We start from the raw sequence: 19,691 nt of genomic DNA on the forward strand, positions 1-19,691 counted from the left end.
GGCCGCGCACTCAGTCCAGCGCGCGGTAGCGGAAGCTGCGGAAGGTCACCGCACCGTCACCGGCAGCGTACAGCGCCGGCTTCAGGGCGAGAAACTTACCAGCCACATTGTGATGGTAACCCGAGGTTTCCATCTGAACCGGGTACTTCTGCCAGGTCCGGCCGTCGCTGCTGGTATGGAAGGTGACGATATGGCGGTTGTTGGTGACGCGCAGCCAGAGCCGCCCGCCGCGCTCGCTGGGCGCAAGCCGGGCAGGGCGTTCCTCGCCGTAACGGTGCATGATGAACTGCTCGCCGTTGCTGCCCACGCCCACATAAAGACGGTCGCTGTAGAACAGCAGCGCGCCCCCGACTGCGCCCGGCGCTACCTCCAGCTCCACCTCGAACTGGTAGGCCGGATCGCCGGCGATGGTGGTCAGCGGAGACGCATCGCGCGGCGCACTGCCCTTGCCCTGCATCACCAGCCCATCGCCGCTGAAGCGCAGGCGCTGGTATTCGTCACTGCCCGGGTTGAAGAACGCCCACTGTGGCCCGAGCCTGCCGCCGCGGAAATCATCCGAAAGCGCCATGCCGTGCGGTGCCAGGGCGCTTCCGGAAGGCTTGCGCAGCGGTTGGCCGAGGTCACCGCCCCTGGCCACGAACCAGCCATCGTCCGTCCACTCGATCGGGTCCAGCAGGGTCTGCCGGCCCAGGGTCCAGAAGCCGTTCTCATACCCGTGATACATCATCCACCAGCGACCGTCGGTGCCTTCGACCACCGTCGCATGGCCGCGTGACCACCACGGCTCGGACGCCGACTGCGTGCGCGTGATCGGATTGTTCGGTGCGTTCTGCCAGGGCCCATGGATGGAGCGCGAGCGCGCAGTGATCACCATGTGCCCGGTGGGCGGGCCGGCGGTGCCTCCCACGGCGGTGGTCATGTAGTACCAGCCCTCGCGGAAGTGGATCTTCGGTCCTTCCTGCGCATAGGCCTCCACATCCCAGCTCTGCGGATAGCGCCAGCCGTCGTAGACATGCTCCGGTGTGCCGACCACGCTCAGCCCGTCATCGGCCAGCTGCACATAGTCGCCTCCGCTGAGGAACAGGTAGCGCTTGCCGTCCTCGCCCACCGCATGGCCGGGGTCGATGTAGCCGCCCAGGCCGATGTCGATCGGATCGCTCCACGGCCCGCGGATGTCATCGGCCCACACCACGAAGTTGCTGCGGTGTTCGCCGGTCCGGGCCGGGAAGTAGATGAAGTAGCGACCCTGGTGCTTGACGATGTCCGGTGCCCAGATCGCACCCACGTTGCGGGTGATGGCATGACCCAGCGGCTGCCAGTTGACCAGATCCCGCGAATGCCAGATCGGCAGGCCGGGATAGGCGTCGAAGGAGGACAGGGTCAGGTAGTAGTCCTGTCCGTCCTTCAGCACCGACGGATCGGGGCGGTCGCCGGCCAGCACCGGGTTCAGGTAGGTGCCGTCGCCGAGATCGGCCTGGCGCTGGTTCTCCAGCCCACGCGCCCAGGTCGGTGAGGCCGGGCCGGAGGCCAGCGCCGGAAGCGCGGCCAGCAGCAGGCTGGCCAGGGCCACGGCAGGGATGCGGCGAAGCGGACGGTGCATGGCAGCGGTCTCCGGCTCAGCTGCGCAGCGTGGCCGGCAGCCACAGCGACAGGGCAGGGAAGAAGGTGACCACCAGCAGCACGCCCAGCGCAGCGAACCAGAACGGCCAGATGGTACGCATGCTCTGGCCCACGCTGATCTTGCCGATGGCGGTACCGATGAACAGCACCGAGCCCACCGGCGGTGTCACCAGGCCCAGGCCGCCGGTCAGCACCAGCACCAGCCCGAAGTGGATCGGATCGATGCCGTACGCGCGCGCCACCGGCAGGAAGATCGGCGTGCAGATCAGGATCATCGGTGCCAGGTCCATGAAGGTTCCCAGCAGCAACAGCATCACCACGATCATCAGCAGCACCATGAACTGGCTGTGCGCGAAGGACTGCAGGAAATCCACCGCCGCCGCCGGCACCTGCAGGTAGGCCAGCAGCCAGCCGAATACCGCAGCGGTGGCGATCACGAACAGGATCACGCCGGTGCTGCGTGCGGCGTGGACGACCGTGGCGAAGAACTCGCGCCAGCGCAGTTGCCGGTACAGCACCGTGGTCACCAGCAGTGCGTACACCACGGCGATCGCCGCGCTTTCCACCGCAGTGAAGATGCCGGCGCGGATGCCGACGAAGATCAGCGCGACCAGACCGAGGCCGGGCAGGGCGGAGATCATCCGCAGCAGCACCGCGCGCCAGCCCGGGAACACCTCCACGCCATAGCCGCGGCGGCGCGCGACGACGTAGCCGGTGATCATCAATGCCAGCGTCATCAGCAGTGCCGGAACGATGCCGGCCGCGAACAGATCGGCGATCGAGAGGCCGCCACCGGCTGCGGCCGAGAACAGGATCAGGTTGTGCGAGGGCGGAACCAGCAGCGCGACCAGGGCGGCGGTGATGCTGACATTGACGGCGAAATCGCGGTCATAGCCGCGCTTGACCATCTGCGGAATCATCGTGCCCCCCACCGCCGAGACATCCGCGATGGCCGAGCCGGAGACGCCGCCGAAGAACAGCGAGGACAGGATCGAAACCTGGCCCAGGCCGCCACGCAGGCGCCCCACCAGCGAGGACGCCAGCGCGATCAGGCGCTCGGAGATGCCGCCGCGCATCATGATCTCGCCGGCGAAGATGAACAGTGGAATGGCGATCAGCGATGCGGACCCGGTGCCTGCCGAAATCTGCTGGACCAGAACGATGGACGGGATGTCCAGGTAGAGCAGGGTGGCAAGGGCGGCCGCAGCCAGCGCGTAGGCCACCGGCACGCCCAGCAGCAGGAACACCGCGAACACCGAGAACAGAATGGCGATACCCATGGATCAACGATCTCCTTCAGCGTCATCGGCGGCAGCGTCTGCCGGCGTGGACTGCGTGGCCTTCCACGCACGGTTCAGCGCGAACACCACCATCAGCACGCCGCCCAGCGCCAGCGGCAGGTAGTTGATGCTCTGCGGAAGCTCGGCACCGGCGGTCTTGATGTCCAGGCCGTCGAGAAGAAGCTCGGCCGACCACACTGCGATGAACGCGCCCAGCACGGCCACCACCAGTTGCACCAGCACGTCCACAGCGCGGCGCAGCGCCGGCGCCATGTAGGCATGCAGCAAGAAGAAGCCGAAGTGGCGGTTGGTGTGCACGCCACAGGCCGCGCCCAGGCTCATCGCGGTGCTGAGCAGCAGCAGGGTCACCGGTTCGGTCCAGCTCGGGGAATCGTTGATCACATAGCGCGCGAAGACCTGCCAGCCCTGCACCACCACCAGCCCCAGCAGGGCCGCCACGGCGGTGTAGATGGCAATGTCGGCGACGCGGTCCAGCAGGCGCTGCCCGGGGCCGGGTGGGGAAAATGTCGTCGTTTCGGTCATGGCTGTGTCCTCAGGCTGCACCGCGGATACGATCGACCAGCGCGGCGATTTCCGCGTGCTGCAGGTACTGCTGCAGCAGGGGCTGCGCGGCGGCGCGGAACGCCGGCATGTCGACCTCGTTGGCCTTCACGCCGTACGCCAGCACCGCGCGTCGTGCCGCATCCTCGGAGGCATCCCACTGGTCGCGCATCACCTTCACCGACGCACGTGCGGTCTCCAGCAGCAGCTGGCGGTCATCCGGCTGCAGCCGCTCGAAACTGGCGCGTGACATCAGCAGCACGTCCGGTGCATAGGAGTGATCGCTCTGCGACCAGTAGTGCGCAGCCTCGAAGTGACGGCTGGAGTGGAAGCTGCGCATGTTGTTCTCGGCACCGTCGATCATGTGCGTCTCCATGCCGGAGAACGTATCGCCCAGCGACATCGGCGTCGGGTTGGCGCCGAGCAGCCGCATCAGCTGGATGAAGATGTCCGATGATGCGACGCGCAGCTTCAGCCCGTGCAGGTCACCGGGCTGCGTGATCGGATGCCGGGTGTTGTAGAAGCAGCGCGCACCGGAATCGTAGATGGCCAGGCCGACCAGGTCGCGGCGTTCGAAGCCGCGCAGCACGGCATCGGCCACGCCGCCATCAAGCGCTGCCCGCTGATGCGCCACCGATTCGAACACGTAGGGCAGGCACAGCGCCTGGGTCAGCGGAAACGCGTTGTTCAGCGCGCCCGCATAGACACGGGTGATGTCGATGGCGCCGAAGCGGGCCATGTCGATCGCTTCGGACTCGCGGCCGAGCTGGCCCGAGTGGTACTGGCGCAGACGCAGGCGTCCCTGGGTCTCACGCTGCAGGGTCTCGCCGATCCACTTCACCGCCGTCACGGTGGGGTAATCGGCCACGTGCACATCGGTCGCCGTCAGCAGTTGGCCGCCGGCTGCGTCAGGGCCCGGCCCGCGGCCACAGGCGGCGAGCAGGGGAGTGGCAAGTGCAGTGGCGCCACCGGCCAGGAAATGTCGTCGTGTGATCATCTGCGCCCTCCCGCGCGTGTTCACTGGTTCGTGCCGCGGCTTACCCGGCCGGCACGGCCCTGCAGGCAATCTCGCCGAAGCCGGCGAAGCGCACCAGCGCCGTTTGTCCTGCCTGGATGTCGTGGATGCCGGTCGCATTGCCGGTGGCGATCAGGTCGCCACGCCGCAGGGGCCGGCCGCGAAGCGCGGAACGGGACAACGCGAACGCGTACGCCGCGCGCAGGCCACCGGGCAGGCGGCTCGCGCCGCCGACCCCGACCACCTCACCCTCGATCAGGGTCTCGGCGCGCAACGCCGACTCATCGAGGGACGTCCAGTTGCCGATCTCCGGCCCCAGCACAAGGCCGTTGTTGTTGCCGAAGTCGGATACCACCACGCGCGGGCCCAGCTCGTTGATCGTTGCCAGCGGGCTGCTGGCAACTTCGACACCCAGGTACAGGCGGGCCGGCAACGCTTCAGCCTGTTCCGGCGACCAGTGCAGCTGGTCGGCGGGGGCGTCCTCCAGCAGTTCCAGCACGTACTCGGCCTCGATCGCGGCGAAACCGCCGACGAACACCGGAACATCCGTTGTTCCACCGGTAGCATTTTTGAGCTGAGGCTTGAAGATCGGGCCCAGCAGCCGTTCGTCCCCGGACGCATCGCGGCGTTCGGCAGCGATGTAGCCGACCTTCCAGCCGACCACCGGCTGGTTCCAGCGGGCGATGGCCAGGTCCTGGACCTGGTAGGCCGCGACCAGGTCCGCCGGGATGTCGCCCGGAAACGCCTCCAGTGCCTGGCCCGCAAGGCGTGCGGTGGTGAAGGCCTGGGCAATCGCGGCCGCATCGGCCGGCGGCGTGTGCCCATGTGTGCCGTGTTCGTTGCTCAAGAACGTCTCCCTCTGGCGTTGTTGCGCTGCCTATCGACAGCGTCTGCAGGACGTGTATATGGTAAACCGGTGTCATCACGCAAGCGGCAGCGCATCACGCCGTCTTTGCCGACGCCGCCAGCGCCCTGTCCTGTCCTGTTGGAGCCCCGTCAGTCATGCGTCTGCCCATCGTGTTGCTGTGCCTGTCCCTGCTGCTGCCGGCGGCACCCGCTTGCGCGGTCGACACGTCGTTGCGCGAAGGCGAGCGTGTGGCCCAGGCGTTGCCCGGCGAGCAGCTGCCGTTGTGGCCGGCAGGCGCAGTGCCGGGCGAAACCGGCCCCGCACGTCCGACGCGGGTGGTCGAGCGCAGTGCGGACCCTGCACGCCCGGACCGCTACGCCGACCAGATCGACGCGCCCTCTCTGCAGGTGTACACACCCGCCCGGCCGAACGGCCGGGCCCTGCTGGTGATCCCCGGCGGCGGCTACCAGCGGGTGGTGATCGACAAGGAGGGCAGCGCGCTGGTTCCGTTCTGGGTGGACGGCGCCGGCTACACCCTGTTCGTCCTGCGCTACCGCCTGCCGCAGCCGGGGCGCGACCGACAGGCCGCGCTCGCCGACGCGCAGCGCGCGCTGCGGGTGGTGCGCGACCAGGCGCGACGGCGCGGGCTGGACGCGAACGACGTGGCGGTGATGGGCTTCTCGGCGGGCGGCCACGTCGCGGCGCGGCTGGCCACCGGCTTCGACATCGCCGTCCATCCCGCACGGGATGACCTCGACCGGCTGAGCGCCCGCCCGAGCCGTGCCGTGCTGGTCTACCCGGTGATCGACATGGGCGCGCATGCGCACAGCGGCTCGCGTGCCCGCCTGCTGGGCGAGCATCCGGGTACCTCGCTGCAGGCAGACTATTCGATGCAGCAGCGGGTACGCGGCGACATGCCGCCGACGCTGCTGGTCCACGCCGCCGACGACGCCGTGGTGTCGGTGCGCAACAGTGAACTCATGGCGCAGGCACTGGCGGGTGCGGGTGTCGAGCACGAACTGCACGTCTTCGCCCATGGCGGCCACGGCTTTGGCATGGACATCCCCGCGCGGTCGACGCTGGCACTCTGGCCGCTGCTCGCGCAACGCTGGCTGGGCCCTGCGGAGGACGCGCGATGAACGATGCGCCGGCCGACCTGCAGCGTCGGCGGTTCCTGCGCGACAGCGCCCGCTGGGCGCTGGCCACCGCGTCCGCTACGGCTGCCTTCACCGCATTGCCAACGCTGGCCAGCGTGCCGGGTGTCCGCGACGACCGCCTGCCATTGGCCCGGGTCCGTGGCGGACGTGTGCGTGGCCAGCGCGAGCACGGGGTACTGGTGTTCCGTGGGCTTCGCTATGGTGCCGATACCGCTCGCCACCGCTTCCAGCCGCCGCGGCATGAAGCTGCCTGGCGCGGCATCGCCGATGCACTGGAGTACGGTCCGGCCGCACCGCAGGGCGGCAGTGAAGGGCCCGGCAGCGAGGACTGCCTGTTCCTCAATGTGTGGACGCCCGCGCTCGGCGACGGCGGACGCAGGCCGGTGCTGGTGTACGTGCACGGCGGTGGATTCAACAACGGGTCCGGCAGTGATCCGCTGTACGACGGCGCTGCGCTGTGTCGCCGCGGCGATGTGGTGGTGGTCACCCTCAATCATCGCCTCAACACGTTCGGCTATCTCTACCTGGGGGCGTTGGGCGATCCGCGCTACGCCGCCTCGGGCAACGTCGGCCAGCTCGACCTGGTACAGGCGCTGCAGTGGGTGCGGCAGCACGCGGCGGTCTTCGGTGGCGACGCGGCGAACATCACGGTGTTCGGGCAGTCCGGCGGGGGCGCCAAGATCGCCACGCTGATGGCGATGCCTGCGGCCCGAGGGCTGTTCCAGCGCGCGTGGACGATGAGTGGCCAGCAGGTCACCGCTGCCGGACCGCGCGCGGCCGCGCAGCGGGCTGCGATCGCGATGCAGGCCGTTGCTGCACGTGACGTCCAGGCCCTGCTGGACCTGCCGGTCGACGTATTGCTGGAAGCCACCCGTGCGCGCGATCCCTCGCGCGTGGAAAGCACGTCGCTGTACTTCGGCCCGGTGCTGGACGATGTGGTGCTGCCGGTGCATCCGTTCTGGCCACAGGCGCCGCAGCAGTCGGCGGCGATTCCGATGGTGATCGGCAACACCCGCGACGAGACCCGCGCGTTCCTCGGCAACGATCCCGCCAACTTCGCCCTGACCTGGGAAACATTACCGGCACAGCTCGAACGACAGCAGTTCGTCGATCTGCGGCCGGAGACCGTGATCGCCGAGTATCGCCGCCTGTATCCGCACTACACGCCCTCTGAAGTGTTTTTTGCTGCAACCACGGCTGGCCGCAGCTGGCGCGGAGCGGTGGAGGAACTGGAAGCGCGGGCGCGCCAGCCCGCGGGCGCAGCACCGACCTGGGCGTACCAGCTGGATTGGGGGTCGCCGGTGGAGGAGGGGCGCCTGCGTGCTTTCCATACGCTGGACATCCCGCTGGTCTTTGACAACGCAGGGCTGCCGGGCGCGCGCACCGGGGGTGGCGATGATGCGCGTGCGCTGGCGGCGACCATGAGCGAGGCCTTGATCGCCTTCGCCCGCAGCGGCGACCCCAATCACGCCGGATTGTCGCAATGGGCCCCTTATACGCTGCCGCAACGGCGGACAATGCTGTTCGATCGCACCAGTCGCGCGGTTGACGATCCGCGCGCAGGCGAGCGCGCGCTCTACGGAAAAGTGCCTTTCGTGCAGCGCGGAACGCAGTGATGACACCGCAGCACAAACATTCTGTTAACTCCGCTCGGCTAGAGTCGGGTCATGGGAGACACGTTCACGCCACTGCCGTTCGCCGGCCGGGAGCGCCTGCTTGCCGCCATTGATGGTGCGGTAGCACTGGCGGATCCGCACGCGATCACCGAGGGCCTGCAGCGCGTGCTGCGTGATGCCATCACCGATCCTTCGATACAGCTGCCGCCGTGTGTACGGCGACCGGTGCGTGGTCACTACGCACGTCGTGAACTGCACCGCAGCCGGACCCTGGGGTACAGCGTCATCGCCATGTGCTGGGGCCCGGGGCAGGGTACGCCGCTGCACGATCACGATGCGATGTGGTGCGTGGAAGGCGTCTGGCAGGGCGAACTGCTGGTCACGCCGTATGCGCTGCTGGAGCGGAAGGGCACTCGCCACCGCTTTGCCGCGCAGCCGACGCTGTATGGCCAGCGCGGCAGCGCCGGCAGCCTGATTCCCCCGCACGAATACCACACGCTGCGCAATGCCAGCGATGCCGATGTGGCCGTGTCGCTGCACGTCTACCAGGGCGTGATGGAGCGCAGCGCGGTGTTCGAGCCGCTGGGCGATGACTGGTACCAGCGACGGGTGAAGCGGATGGAGACCGACGCGGCATAGGCCGCGCCGGCCGTCGCGTTCAGCGCGGCACGTCCACGACGTTGTTGAGCAGGGTCACTTCCTCGCCACCGTCAGCGAGGGCCACGCGCACGCGCAGGCCACCCCGATGACCGGCGGGGATCATCAGTGTCACGTGGGTGGTCTTCGGTTCCAGGTCATCGGGTGCCGCCATCGCGGGCACATCGGTACGCGCGATCTCACGGCCCGTGATGTCTTCCAGGATCGCCACGCCCGCGCCGGTGGCCACGTGGCCCAGGCTGTGCACGGTCACCCGCACACGCTGGCCGTCCACCTGCACATCACCGCGGCCGACGCCCAGGTCGGCGCGTGTTTCCACCGGGCTGCCGGCGACGACGCGCTCGAACTCGAACAGTTCCGTGCGCCCGGGACGGAACTGCATCGGCACCGCGCTGCTGGTTTCCAGCCGCACCGTGCGCTCCGTCGGCGTGCCATCGATGCGTCCATCTCCATCGGCATCCACGCCGGCACGGATGCGCCACGTGCCGCTGGCAACGTTCCAGCCGGTCATGTCGGCACTGATGGTGCGGTTACCCAGATTGTGGCTGGTGATGGTGAAGCGCTCGCGCGAGGGCGCGTGCACCAGCAGTGCAACCTGTTCGGCGGCACCGTCGCGATCGAAGCGCCAGCTGACCGTATGCCCGGGCCAGCTCTGGTTGCGCTTGAGCGCGATGCCCCCCAGCCGGGCGCGCTGCAGGAACTCGCTGGGTGCTTCCACGCGATCGGACCACCAGTGGCCCTCGGTGTTCATGTAGGCCCGCAGCACCTTTGCCTGCAGTCCTTCGGCATGCAGTGCATCGATGTACTTCAGGTCACCACTGGCCTGCCAGGCCATCAGGCTGGCGAAACCGGTCTTTCCGGCGTCGGCTTCGGCAGTCAGCTGCGGATACCAGTCCTGCTGGCGTCCCAGCACCTCGACGATGTTCTCGCCGAGATTGGCCAGCGCGCCCGGTCCCCCGCGTGCCACGCGATAGTCCAGCGCCTGCAGGTACTTCGCATCGCCGGTCCAGCGCCAGGCGGCCCAGAAGGTATGCAGCGTGTCGCCGCCGCCGGAACCGTCGTTGAGTTCACCGCCGCGGGTGGCGCCGGTGGCCCAGTGGATCTCGTTGGGCAGGGTGAAGCGTCCTTTCGCGTCCGTGCCGGCATGGGCGAGATAGCTGTCGGCCAGGCCGGTCACCAGCCGGCGCCCGGTCGGATCGGCGTTGTACTGGCCCAGCAGGAACGCGGGGTGCAGCACCGGGAACGAATACGGCTTCTGCCATTGCCAGTTCGGTTCGCGGTAGATCCTGTTGCCGCCAAACCAGTTGCTGGAGAACAGCAGGTGTCCCTGCGGATTGGGCAGGATGATCCGCTCGTCGAATGCCTTGACCGTCTCCATCAGCCGTTCCAGCGTCAGCGGATCGCCCCAGTTGAGGTACAGCATCGCGCTGTTGGTGTTGATGCCCTCTTCGTAGGCATGCAGCTCATCGGTTTCGATGGTGCTCAGGCCGTTGCTGAACATGCCATTGCGATGCACCGCATCGGACAGGGCGGTGAGCGAGGCATTGAGGCGGTCCGGCTGCACGCCCATCAGCGCCAGGCCCGGCCACTGCTGGGTGAGATCGGAATCATCGGAGATGCCGCCGCCGAAGTCGCCGTAGGGCACCTGGCGATGGTCGATCCACCAGTCGACGAAGCGACGCACCTGTGCGAGGTCCTGCACCTGATGGAAGGCCCAGGCCGGCACACCGGCGGGCACCACCGGTGCGGAGTAGGGCGGCCGGCCCTGGCTGTTGTAGCTGATGTAGTTCCAGTACTGCCGCCCCAGTGCGTGGTCCGGATCGACCCGCAGCAGGTCGCTCAGGTCGGCGTAGACGCGCGCATACAGGCGCTGTCGTTTGGAGGTGGTGTGCTCCTCCACCAGGAATCCCCAGTTGTCGCGCACCTGGTTGAAGCGGTCGGCCACGTGCTCCTTCAGCGCTTCGGCGCGCGGCTTGAACACCAGCCGGATCTGCGCGCCATCGAGCGCCCGGGCATCGAAGCCGGGCGCGGCCGAGGCGATGCTCAACCACAGGCTGTCAGGGGTGAGGATGCGGTCGCGCAGGTCCAGCCACAGGGTGCGCTTCTGTCCCGGCTGCACCGAGACCGACACGTCGATCATGTCGCGCGCCGGCCAGATCGGGTCCTTGATGCGGATGTTGAGCGGAATCAGGCCTTCATGCGTGGCCGCCAGATCCAGCGCGGGAAGATCGATGGCAACGCCGTCCAGGCCGTCGTGCATGTTCTCCCAGCTGTAGGCCCAGCTGCGGATCAGCGGCTGGTCGGGCGGCGCATCGCCTACCCCGGAAGGAATGAGCACGTGCACGATCGGGCGCGGCTGCGCGGGCAGGGTACCGGCATCGCGGCGGCGTGAGCCGGCCCCCTTGGGCAGCGCCATCACCGTGCTGCGTTCGGCCTCGGGGTAGCGACCGTCGATGTAGCGGCGCAGGGCTTCCAGATTGGTGTAGTCCGGCAGCGCCTGGCTGTCGATCGTGTAGGTCTGCTTGACCGTGCCGTCCGGCTCGCTGCCTTCGCTCACGGCGTAGGCCCAGATTTCCTGGATCGGCGTTTCCTGTTCGACGTTGCTGAAGCGCAGCACGCCGCCGCTGAGGGACGGGATCGGATCGACGCTGCGCACTACGCCGCGCGGGCGGGTGAACAGGGTCCGGGTGGCGTGCGCGGCGTCGCTGCCATGTGCCAGCGTGCCGAAGGCCGCGCCGCGGACCTCGATGCGGTTGACCGTCTCACCGTCCGGCAGCGTCAGGTCCAGGTGCTTTCCACCCTCCACGTAGGTGTTCCAGTCCGGCAGCTGGAAGTAGTCGTTGCGTCCGGGCAGCCGCGAGCGGTTGTAGACGCCGGGCCATGTGGTCTCGGCGATGCCGTCGGTGGCCTTCCACATCCACGCCTTCAGGTCGCGGGTGTCGGCGAATTCGACCTTGCGGATGCGGGTGGTCGGCGCGGTCAGCGCCGGTGGTGCGGCGCCGTCCCAGCCGAAGCGGTGGCGCCAGGCACGTAGTCCTGCCTCGGGAACCTCGGCGGTGGTGGGCGTGACACCACGGGCCAGCGCCGCCACAGCCGGTGCATCGAGCATGCGGTCGTAGATGCGGATGTGCTGGAAATCGCTGCCGCGCAGGAAGTTGTAACGGCTCTGTACCTGGTACGGCGCCATCACCCGACCGGCCAGGCCAAGCTGGTCCAGCGCGGCATCGTAGTCGCCGGTGGTCTGCGCGCGGGCCACTTCGCGTCCATCGATGAACAGGCGTACACCCTGGTCCTCGTCCCAGGCGAAGGCCAGATGCAGCCACTGGTCCGCGCGTGGCGGCGTGTCCATGCGGAACGAGACGCGGGTGCGGGCAAGATTGGCATCGGTGACGAACGCATCGAAACCGTGGCCGTTCCAGTCGATGCGCAGCCACGCCATGTCCCAGCTGCTGTGATCGGCATAGCCGACGCGGAAGATCACGAACGGGGCTTCGCCCACCGCGTACCGCGCACGCCAATCGAAGGCCAGGGTGCCGCGCTGGGCCAGGATGTTGCCCGGCGCATCCCACGCCAGGACGCCATCGTCCTGCCATTGGATGGCCTTGCCGCGTACACCGTCATCGACCACCGCCACCCTGTCGCGGAAGTTCGGTATCGCCTCGCCGTGCGCCACGGCAGCCTGCAGGCCCTGGTTGGCGTCGACGTGGAACAGCAGGGTTGGACCATCGGCAGCTGTCGCAGGGCCAGCAGCCAGGGCCACTGCCAGCAGCAGGCAGCGGGACAGGGTCGAGCGATGCGGCATTAGATGTTTCCTTTCAACGGGCGACAGCCGGCGTAGGGCCGCCGGACCGTAGCAAGGCCACGCCGCCACGGCACCTTGCGGCGCAGCAGCGGTCGTGGCGAACGGCGATGCACCGGTCGGCGCATCGCCGGCGCTGCTCAGAACTTGTAGCGCACGCCGAGCAGGAACTGGCGGCCGGTCTCGGTGTACTGCAACGGCAGGCGGCCGGTCGCGGGCGAATACACCCACTCATCGGACGCTTCGTTGGTCAGGTTCACCCCTTCCAGGCTCAGTTCCAGCTGGTCACTGATCCGGTAACGGACCGACGCATCGATGACCGTGGTACCGGTCATGCCGTGGTAACCGTCCAGATTGAAGCCGGTTTCCTGGCCCGGCACCTGGGTCAGGTAGTCGTCGCGGTTGGTGGCCGAGATGCGCCCGGAGAAGGTGGTGCCTTCGTAGAACAGGGTCGCGTTCCACGAGGTGTTGGACAGGCCCAGCAGATCGTTCTTCATCACCGGCTGACCGGCCGAGTTGATGTACTGGATCTTCGAATCCACCCAGGTGTAGTTCAGCTGCAGACCGAGGTTGGCCCACTTGCCCGGCAGGAAGGTGAAGGGCTGGGTGTAGTTGGCTTCCGCGCCGAACAGCTCGCCACCCGGGGTGTTGACCGGACGGGTGAAGGTGAACTCGTCGGTCGGCGATGCGCCGGTGCCGATCAGCAGTTCGGCGGGCAGGCCGCTGTCGGTGTACGGCCGATTCTCGCGCAGCGTCTGTACGGAGGTTTCGATGTCCTTGTAGAACAGGCCAAGGCCGGCCATGGCGCCTTCGGCGAAGTACCACTCGAAACTCAGATCAACATTGGTCGCGCGGGTCGGATCCAGGTTGGGGTTGCCGCTGGAGATGGTGCGTGCGCCACCGGCCACGGCCACAGTGGCACCCGGCGTCAGGCTGCCCAGGCCGGGTCGGGTCATCACCTTGGCCGCACCCAGGCGGATCAGGAAATCGGGGGTGACTTCGGCAACCAGGTTGAACGAGGGCAGGGTGTCGTCGTAGGTGCGGGTGGCGGTGGTGGACGTGGTGCCACTGGCCAGCGTCGACAGCCCGGTGGAGGACTGCTTGGTGCGCACATAGCGTACGCCGACGTTGCCGGACAGCGGCAGCGAGCCGATCTCGGTGGAGAACTCACCCATCAGGTAGGCACCGCGATCCTTCTCTTCCACGCTGCGCACGTTGTTGGCGCGCGGTGCGACGGCGTAGATGCCGCTGTTGCTGTAGATGTCGAACTGATCGGCGACGGCGTCCAGATCCGGCACCACCCAGTTCGAGGGACTGCCGCTGATGCCCTTCAGGCCGGCCTGCGTGGTCATGTCCACCGGAACGATCCTGCTGCCATCGGCGAAGGTGGGCACGGCCAGCTCGCTGCCACGGCGCAGTTCGGTGGTCTTGAACGTGTAGTCCTTGGCCAGCACGCCACCCTTGAGGCGGAAGCCGGGGCTGATGTTCCAGTTGAAGTCGATCTGGCCGGTATCGAAATCATTGTCCACGTACTGCGGTCGCAGGCGGATCTCCGCCAGTTCCCAGCCGTTGGGATCGGTGGGATCGATGCCGTAGTTGAGGATCGGCGAGCGGTTGTTGCCCCGGTAGTCGTAGCTGTAGCCGTCGACGTCGTACTTGTCCATGATGATGGTGGTCTGCACCGGGTTCTCATGCCGGGACCGCGAGACCCCCAGCTTGCCGGACAGGGTGAAGTCGTCGCTGAAGCGGTGCTGGCCGTTGAGGCTGATCTGCTTGAACTCGGTGCTCCACTCGTCGTGGCGGTTCTCGCTGCGGATGTCGACGTTGTCGAACTCGCCGTAGACCAGCGCGTTGTTCTCGATGACGCCGTTCCTGACGATCATCGACGGCTTGCCGGCCAGGCGTGGCTGGCTGGTGTTGGCACCGCGGCTGAAGGAAATCGCCTCGATGTAATGCTCGTCGCGGGTGGCATCGATTTTCGAGTACAGCGCGTCCAGCGAGATCTCGGTCGCGTCGCTGGGCTTCCACTGCAGCGTACCGGTCACGCCCAGGCGCTTCTGGTCATGTTCCATCTGCACGTAGCGCGGGAAGCGCGGGTGGTAGACGTCGGCACTGCGCGCGGCGGTGAACGGGGACGACGCACTGAAGTTGCCGTTGCTCGGGCCGTTGGCCCAGCGGCCCGTGTTGGAGCCTTCCTCCAGCGCCTGGCGCTCGGAGTAGGCCACCGACAGCAGGGCGCCGAACGTACCGTCGGCGAAGATGTTCGACACCAGCGCGGCCATGCGCGGGTCGGCCTTCTCCGCCATCGCGTTGTAGCCGGCCTGGCCGCTGGCGGCGAAGGTGAAGCCGTCATAGTCGAACGGCCGCGCCGTGCGCAGATCGACGGTGGCGCCCAGCGAACCTTCTTCGACATCGGCCGAAGCGGTCTTGCGCACCACGAGCTGCGAGAACAGGTCGGAGGCGAAGACATTGAAGTCGAAGCCACGGCCGCGGTTGGTACCACCGCTCTGATCACCGGCGCCGACGGTGGTCAGCGCCTCCATGCCGTTGATGCGCACGCGGGTGAAATCCGGGCCGAGGCCGCGCACCGAGATGTTGCGGCCCTCGCCGGCCTCGCGGGTGATGACCACACCCGGGATGCGCTGCAGTGACTCGGCCAGGTTCAGATCCGGGAACTTGCCGATGTCCTCGGCGACGATGGCGTCGACCACGCCGGCCTCGCCACGCTTGATGTCCAGCGCCTTCTCCACGCTGGCGCGGTAGCCGGTGACGGTGACCGTATCCAGGTCCGTGGCGCCGGCGGCGCTGCTCTGCTGCTGGGCGGTCGCATTGGCCGCCAGGGCCAGTCCGACGGCCATGGCGAGCAAGGTAACCGGTGTCTTTTTTTGGTGGTTCCGAGACTGCATGCCTTTCCCCTCTCCCAAAGGTCTGGTGCTGCGGCTGTTTCAGCGTGATGACACCGCTGGTCAGAGCGGACGTTAGCAGCACGTCCCGGATCCGGCATCTTGCACCGCAACAGATCTGAAATGTCTCCAAGAGGCTTGCAGGACAATGCTTCCGTCAGTTCCTACGGGTGCGTGGGGCGCATCGGAAGGCTAGAATGACACCGATGGCCAAACGCCGCGCCGACGCGTGGTACACATTCACGCCGTGCAGTTTCACATGCTGGCGGCAAGCGGGGAGGAGTGGAGATGGGGCGTATCGTCTGTTTCGGGGAACTGCTGCTGCGGCTCGGCGCGCCCGGTCGCGAGCTGCTGCTGCAGTCGCCGCAGCTGCAGGTGCACGTGGGCGGGGCGGAAGCAAACGTGGGTGTCTCGCTGTCCCGATTCGGACATGACGTGGCCATGGTCAGCACGGTGCCCGGCAATGCCCTGGGGGCGCACGCACTGGGTGAACTGCGCCGCCATGGCGTCGATACGCGGGCGGTGCGCGAGGTGGCGGACGGTCGCATGGGCCTGTACTTCCTCACCACCGGCGCGGTGCAACGTGCCAGCGAGGTGGTGTACGACCGGGCCGATTCGGCCTTCGCGCGCAGCACTGCAGCCGATCATGACTGGCCGGCGCTGCTGCAGGGCGCGGACTGGCTGCACCTGTCCGGCGTCAGCCCTGCGCTGGGGCCGCAGGTGGCCGAGGCGACACTGGCGGCGGCATGCGCCGCGCGTGCCAGTGGCGTGCGCGTTTCCTTCGACGGCAATTTCCGGCCCACGCTGTGGCAGCGCTGGGGCGGCGACGCGCAGGCGATCCTGCATGCCCTGTTCGACCAGGCTGACATCGTGTTCGCCGACTACCGCGATATCGAAGTGATCCTGGGCCAGCGCTTTACCCAGGCCGGCGCCGTGGAGCGCGTGGACGCTGCCGCAGCGGCGGCATTCGCCGCGTTCCCGCGGCTGCAATGGCTGGCATGCACGCAACGGCAGGCGCTGAGCGTGGACCATCATGCGCTGGGCGCCCTGCTGCTGGGCCGCGAGGGCGTGCGTGCGCAGGCGCCCGTGCGGCAGCTGACCGGCATCATCGATCGCATCGGCGGCGGCGATGCCTTCGCGGCAGGCATCCTGCATGGCATCCTGTCAGGCTTCGATGCCGACGCCACCGTGCGTTTCGGCCTGGCTGCCGGCGGACTGAAGCATTCCATCCCCGGCGATTTCAATCCTGTCAGCGAAGCTGACGTGCTGGCCCAGATGGGCGAGGAGCGATTCGATGTCCGGCGCTGATCCGCGCGTTCGCGCGGTACTGAAACTGGCACCGGTGATTCCGGTGTTCACCCCCGATGATGTCGACGATGCCGTGCAGGTGGCGCAGGCGCTGTTCCGGGGCGGTCTGCCGGTGATCGAGGTCACCCTGCGCACACCCCGTGCGATGGATGCCATCCGGGCAATGGTCGAGGCCGTACCCGACGCGGTGGTGGGGGCCGGAACGGTGCTGACGCCCGCGCAGATGGAGGCGGCCAGGGCCGCAGGTGCGCGCTTCGCGGTGTCGCCGGGCGCAACGCCGACGCTGTACGCGGCCGCGCGCGATGCCGACCTGCCGTATCTGCCGGGCGTGGCCACGGGGTCCGAGCTGATCCTTGGCCTCGAGCATGGCCTGGATACCTTCAAGTTCTTCCCCGCGGTGCAGGCCGGCGGCGCGGCACTGCTGGCGGCCTGGCACGGCCCCTTCGCCGACGTGCGCTTCTGCCCGACCGGTGGCATCAGTGCCCAGACCGCGGCGCAGTTCCTGCACCTGCCGAACGTGCTGTGCGTGGGCGGTTCATGGCTGACCACGGCGGCCTTGCTGCAGACCCGCGACTGGGGCGCGATCGAACGCCTGGCACGCGAGGCGTCCGTGCTGGCGGGCTGAACCGGCAGGCAATCTTCCAGGATTTGATCGGGATCAAAGCGCCGGCCTCGTGCCGGCGTCACTCTGTCTGCAAGCGCACGACGGAGGAAAACCCATGAACAGAACCATGAAGGCCGCTGTCGTTCGCGAGTTCGGCAGCCCACTGGTCATCGAGGAAGTTCCGGTACCGCGCCCGGGGGCGGGCGAGGTGCTGGTCAGGATCGAAGCCTGCGGTGTCTGCCACACCGACCTGCACGCCGCCGAGGGCGACTGGCCGGTGAAACCGGACCCGCCGTTCATCCCCGGCCACGAGGGCGTGGGGCACATCGTGGCCGTGGGCGGCGGGGTCGGGCATGTCAAGGAAGGCGACAGGGTCGGCATCCCCTGGTTGTACTCGGCGTGTGGCCATTGCGAACACTGCCTGGGCGGCTGGGAAACGCTGTGCGAGACGCAGCGCAACACCGGCTACTCGGTCAACGGCGGCTTCGCCGAGTTCGCACTGGCCGATGCCAACTATGTCGGCCTGCTTCCGAAGGAGGTGGGCTTCGTCGAGATCGCGCCGGTGCTGTGCGCCGGCGTGACGGTCTACAAGGGCCTGAAGGTGACGGACACGAAGCCCGGTGACTGGGTGGCGATCTCCGGCATCGGTGGCCTGGGCCACATGGCGGTGCAGTACGCGCGTGCGATGGGCCTGAACGTGGCTGCCATCGACGTGGAGGACAGCAAGCTGGCACTCGCGCGGCGGCTGGGCGCGCAGGTCACGGTCAACGCGCGCACGACCGATCCGGCAGCATTCCTGAAGAAGGAGATCGGTGGCGCACACGGGGCGCTGGTCACCGCGGTATCGCCCAAGGCCTTCGAGCAGGCGCTGGGCATGGTCCGGCGGGGCGGCACGGTCTCGCTCAACGGACTGCCACCGGGCAACTTCCCACTGGACATCTTCGGCATGGTCCTCAATGGCGTGACGGTGCGCGGTTCGATCGTCGGCACGCGGCTGGATCTGCAGGAGTCGCTGCAGTTCGCCGCCGAGGGCAAGGTGGCGGCCACGGTCAGCACCGACCGCCTGGAAAACATCAACGAGGTGTTCGCCCGCATGCGCGCGGGCACCATCGACGGGCGCGTGGTACTGGACATGGCCGCCTGACACCCGTGCATGGCCGCCGCGGCCCGGCACCCTCTCCCACGGGTGCGGCGGTCATGCCGATCGATGCGCGCCCGGCGTAGCTGCGCAGGTGGTCAGCGCTGTGACCCAGCGCGCCGGGCGGCAGCCGTCGCCCAGCGCGCCGCCACCACCGGAGCCGTGATGCACACCGCCTGGTCGGTCACCGTGGTCACCGCGCGCTCCAGCAGCTGGATGTCTGCCTCGTGCTGGCGTGCCACGTGCGGGTCCTCGAAGAAGATGGCGCGCTGGCAACGGCCTTCCAGCACGCGGTCGGCGATCTGCGCGTCGCCGCCCATCGGTCCGCTCTGGTAGCGCGTCACCCAGGGCGTGTCGCTGGGCCAGCCGCGGCTCCATGCCAGCTCGTTGAGGCGCTGACCGGTGGTCCCGGTCGCCACCCGCTCGCCGAAGCGTGCCAGCACGTCGAAGTGCTCGTCGGCGAAGGCGAGCATCGCCGGCTTCATCGCATCGTGCGCGATCAGTGCCAGGGTCTGGGTACCGAAGGCATGCAGATCGTCGGCACCGGCGTCGGCCTGCAGGCCGGCGTGCACGCGCTCCACCTCGATCCAGTCGCGTGCGGTGGCTACCGTGGAAATGAAAGGTTTGCCGTGGATCACGCACTGCCGCTTGAGCGCGGTCGCTTCGGGAAACACCGAGGACGGATCGACCGGATCGATCAGATAGATGGCACCGTCGAGCGTGCGCTGCGGGCCCATGCCGACCACCTCGGCGACCAGCTTCATCAGCCCGCCCTCGCGGCCGTAGGGATAGCGATGGAGGCCGGCATAGCCGTCGAGGAAGCCGTGGCGCCCGATCGCATCATGGGTGCGGCCGACAGCGTGCAGCGTGATGCCCAGTTCGCGCAGGCCCGGTTCGCAGGCACGCAGCCAGCGGAACAGGGCGGCGCGCGCATCCTGGTGGTGGAGCCGGTTGGCGGCCAGGCCGATACGCATCGAACGCTCCGTGGGCTGGTGGAAGCGGCAGTTTATGTCGTGAACGGCCAATTCTGCGCGCTTTGCAACTTTCCTCATTGTTGCTGTGCCGTGCGTCGCTAGCGTGGCAGGCAGAGCGGTACCGCTGCGCGGCCGTCGTCTCCGCCTGCGATTCGAGGATGCCCATCGTGAATGCCGCCGGCCCTGCGGCCGCATCCATTGCACGCTCCTGC

At 68.1% G+C, this 19,691-nt stretch carries 14 protein-coding genes; 6 read left to right on the top strand and 8 right to left on the bottom strand.

Annotated elements, in window-relative coordinates; translation table 11 throughout:
• Positions 1-10: 10 nt before the first annotated feature.
• From ACZLIF_RS00400 to ACZLIF_RS00420, 5 genes are read right to left on the bottom strand one after another with little or no spacing between them, the layout of a single operon-like run.
• Entirely contained in the window at positions 11-1,600 is a 1,590-nt protein-coding gene (locus ACZLIF_RS00400; RefSeq protein WP_128987658.1) for a family 43 glycosylhydrolase, read from the bottom strand.
• A 16-nt stretch (positions 1,601-1,616) separates the two neighbouring features.
• Positions 1,617-2,900 carry a TRAP transporter large permease gene (locus ACZLIF_RS00405; protein WP_065174099.1) on the bottom strand — a complete coding sequence of 428 codons (1,284 nt, stop codon included), beginning with the start codon at positions 2,898-2,900 and terminating at the stop codon, positions 1,617-1,619.
• 3 nt (positions 2,901-2,903) lie between these two features.
• Positions 2,904-3,443 (bottom strand): TRAP transporter small permease, encoded by a 540-nt coding sequence (locus ACZLIF_RS00410; protein WP_053516012.1) that lies wholly within the window; start codon positions 3,441-3,443, stop codon positions 2,904-2,906.
• 10 nt (positions 3,444-3,453) lie between these two features.
• Positions 3,454-4,458 (bottom strand): TRAP transporter substrate-binding protein, encoded by a 1,005-nt coding sequence (locus ACZLIF_RS00415; protein WP_065182105.1) that lies wholly within the window; start codon positions 4,456-4,458, stop codon positions 3,454-3,456.
• 40 nt (positions 4,459-4,498) lie between these two features.
• Positions 4,499-5,323, bottom strand: a complete 825-nt coding sequence (locus tag ACZLIF_RS00420) for a 2-keto-4-pentenoate hydratase (protein ID WP_053516007.1) — start codon at positions 5,321-5,323, stop codon at positions 4,499-4,501.
• A 155-nt stretch (positions 5,324-5,478) separates the two neighbouring features.
• Between ACZLIF_RS00420 and ACZLIF_RS00425 the strand changes: the two genes are divergently transcribed.
• From ACZLIF_RS00425 to ACZLIF_RS00435, 3 genes are read left to right on the top strand one after another with little or no spacing between them, the layout of a single operon-like run.
• Positions 5,479-6,462: an alpha/beta hydrolase gene (locus ACZLIF_RS00425; RefSeq protein WP_206733951.1), complete on the top strand. Its 984-nt coding sequence runs from the start codon at positions 5,479-5,481 to the stop codon at positions 6,460-6,462.
• The gene (locus ACZLIF_RS00430) at positions 6,459-8,096 is read left to right on the top strand and encodes a carboxylesterase/lipase family protein (RefSeq protein ID WP_128987659.1); all 1,638 of its coding nucleotides are present in this window, start codon (positions 6,459-6,461) and stop codon (positions 8,094-8,096) included. The genes ACZLIF_RS00425 and ACZLIF_RS00430 overlap by 4 nt, the downstream gene beginning before the upstream one ends.
• Positions 8,097-8,147: 51 nt before the next feature.
• A complete protein-coding gene (locus ACZLIF_RS00435; protein ID WP_053516003.1) occupies positions 8,148-8,735 on the top strand; it encodes a cysteine dioxygenase family protein in 588 nt (195 codons plus the stop codon).
• Positions 8,736-8,754: 19 nt separating this feature from the next.
• On the opposite strand, the gene ACZLIF_RS00440 is transcribed toward ACZLIF_RS00435, so the two are convergent.
• Entirely contained in the window at positions 8,755-12,555 is a 3,801-nt protein-coding gene (locus ACZLIF_RS00440) for a LamG-like jellyroll fold domain-containing protein (RefSeq protein ID WP_478462248.1), read from the bottom strand.
• Positions 12,556-12,692: 137 nt separating this feature from the next.
• Positions 12,693-15,458, bottom strand: coding sequence for a TonB-dependent receptor (locus ACZLIF_RS00445; RefSeq protein WP_128987661.1), 2,766 nt, complete (start codon positions 15,456-15,458; stop codon positions 12,693-12,695).
• A gap of 285 nt (positions 15,459-15,743) precedes the next feature.
• Here ACZLIF_RS00445 and ACZLIF_RS00450 point away from each other — a divergent pair, with 285 nt between their 5' ends.
• The 3 genes from ACZLIF_RS00450 (at position 15,744) to adhP (ending at position 18,511) form a co-directional block, all read left to right on the top strand.
• Positions 15,744-16,763 carry a sugar kinase gene (locus tag ACZLIF_RS00450; protein WP_053515997.1) on the top strand — a complete coding sequence of 340 codons (1,020 nt, stop codon included), beginning with the start codon at positions 15,744-15,746 and terminating at the stop codon, positions 16,761-16,763.
• Positions 16,750-17,388, top strand: coding sequence for a bifunctional 4-hydroxy-2-oxoglutarate aldolase/2-dehydro-3-deoxy-phosphogluconate aldolase (gene eda / locus ACZLIF_RS00455; protein WP_065174105.1), 639 nt, complete (start codon positions 16,750-16,752; stop codon positions 17,386-17,388). The genes ACZLIF_RS00450 and eda overlap by 14 nt, the downstream gene beginning before the upstream one ends.
• Positions 17,389-17,482: 94 nt before the next feature.
• Positions 17,483-18,511 carry an alcohol dehydrogenase AdhP gene (gene adhP / locus ACZLIF_RS00460; protein WP_053515992.1) on the top strand — a complete coding sequence of 343 codons (1,029 nt, stop codon included), beginning with the start codon at positions 17,483-17,485 and terminating at the stop codon, positions 18,509-18,511.
• A 92-nt stretch (positions 18,512-18,603) separates the two neighbouring features.
• Here adhP and ACZLIF_RS00465 read toward each other — a convergent pair whose 3' ends face one another.
• The gene (locus ACZLIF_RS00465) at positions 18,604-19,479 is read right to left on the bottom strand and encodes a methylglyoxal synthase (RefSeq protein WP_065174107.1); all 876 of its coding nucleotides are present in this window, start codon (positions 19,477-19,479) and stop codon (positions 18,604-18,606) included.
• Positions 19,480-19,691 lie beyond the last annotated feature (212 nt).

The sequence above is a fragment of the Stenotrophomonas sp. 2201_Sma genome (assembly GCF_056486685.1).

Excerpts from the sequence above, each read along its gene's own strand:
- ACZLIF_RS00445 (WP_128987661.1), bottom strand. The coding sequence starts at position 15,458 with ATGCAGTCTCGGAACCACCAAAAAAAGACACCGGTTACCTTGCTCGCC.
- eda (WP_065174105.1), top strand. The coding sequence starts at position 16,750 with ATGTCCGGCGCTGATCCGCGCGTTCGCGCGGTACTGAAACTGGCACCG.
- ACZLIF_RS00450 (WP_053515997.1), top strand. The coding sequence starts at position 15,744 with ATGGGGCGTATCGTCTGTTTCGGGGAACTGCTGCTGCGGCTCGGCGCG.
- ACZLIF_RS00405 (WP_065174099.1), bottom strand. The coding sequence starts at position 2,900 with ATGGGTATCGCCATTCTGTTCTCGGTGTTCGCGGTGTTCCTGCTGCTG.
- ACZLIF_RS00400 (WP_128987658.1), bottom strand. The coding sequence starts at position 1,600 with ATGCACCGTCCGCTTCGCCGCATCCCTGCCGTGGCCCTGGCCAGCCTG.
- ACZLIF_RS00465 (WP_065174107.1), bottom strand. The coding sequence starts at position 19,479 with ATGCGTATCGGCCTGGCCGCCAACCGGCTCCACCACCAGGATGCGCGC.
- adhP (WP_053515992.1), top strand. The coding sequence starts at position 17,483 with ATGAACAGAACCATGAAGGCCGCTGTCGTTCGCGAGTTCGGCAGCCCA.
- ACZLIF_RS00440 (WP_478462248.1), bottom strand. The coding sequence starts at position 12,555 with ATGCCGCATCGCTCGACCCTGTCCCGCTGCCTGCTGCTGGCAGTGGCC.
- ACZLIF_RS00425 (WP_206733951.1), top strand. The coding sequence starts at position 5,479 with ATGCGTCTGCCCATCGTGTTGCTGTGCCTGTCCCTGCTGCTGCCGGCG.
- ACZLIF_RS00435 (WP_053516003.1), top strand. The coding sequence starts at position 8,148 with ATGGGAGACACGTTCACGCCACTGCCGTTCGCCGGCCGGGAGCGCCTG.
- ACZLIF_RS00430 (WP_128987659.1), top strand. The coding sequence starts at position 6,459 with ATGAACGATGCGCCGGCCGACCTGCAGCGTCGGCGGTTCCTGCGCGAC.
- ACZLIF_RS00415 (WP_065182105.1), bottom strand. The coding sequence starts at position 4,458 with ATGATCACACGACGACATTTCCTGGCCGGTGGCGCCACTGCACTTGCC.
- ACZLIF_RS00410 (WP_053516012.1), bottom strand. The coding sequence starts at position 3,443 with ATGACCGAAACGACGACATTTTCCCCACCCGGCCCCGGGCAGCGCCTG.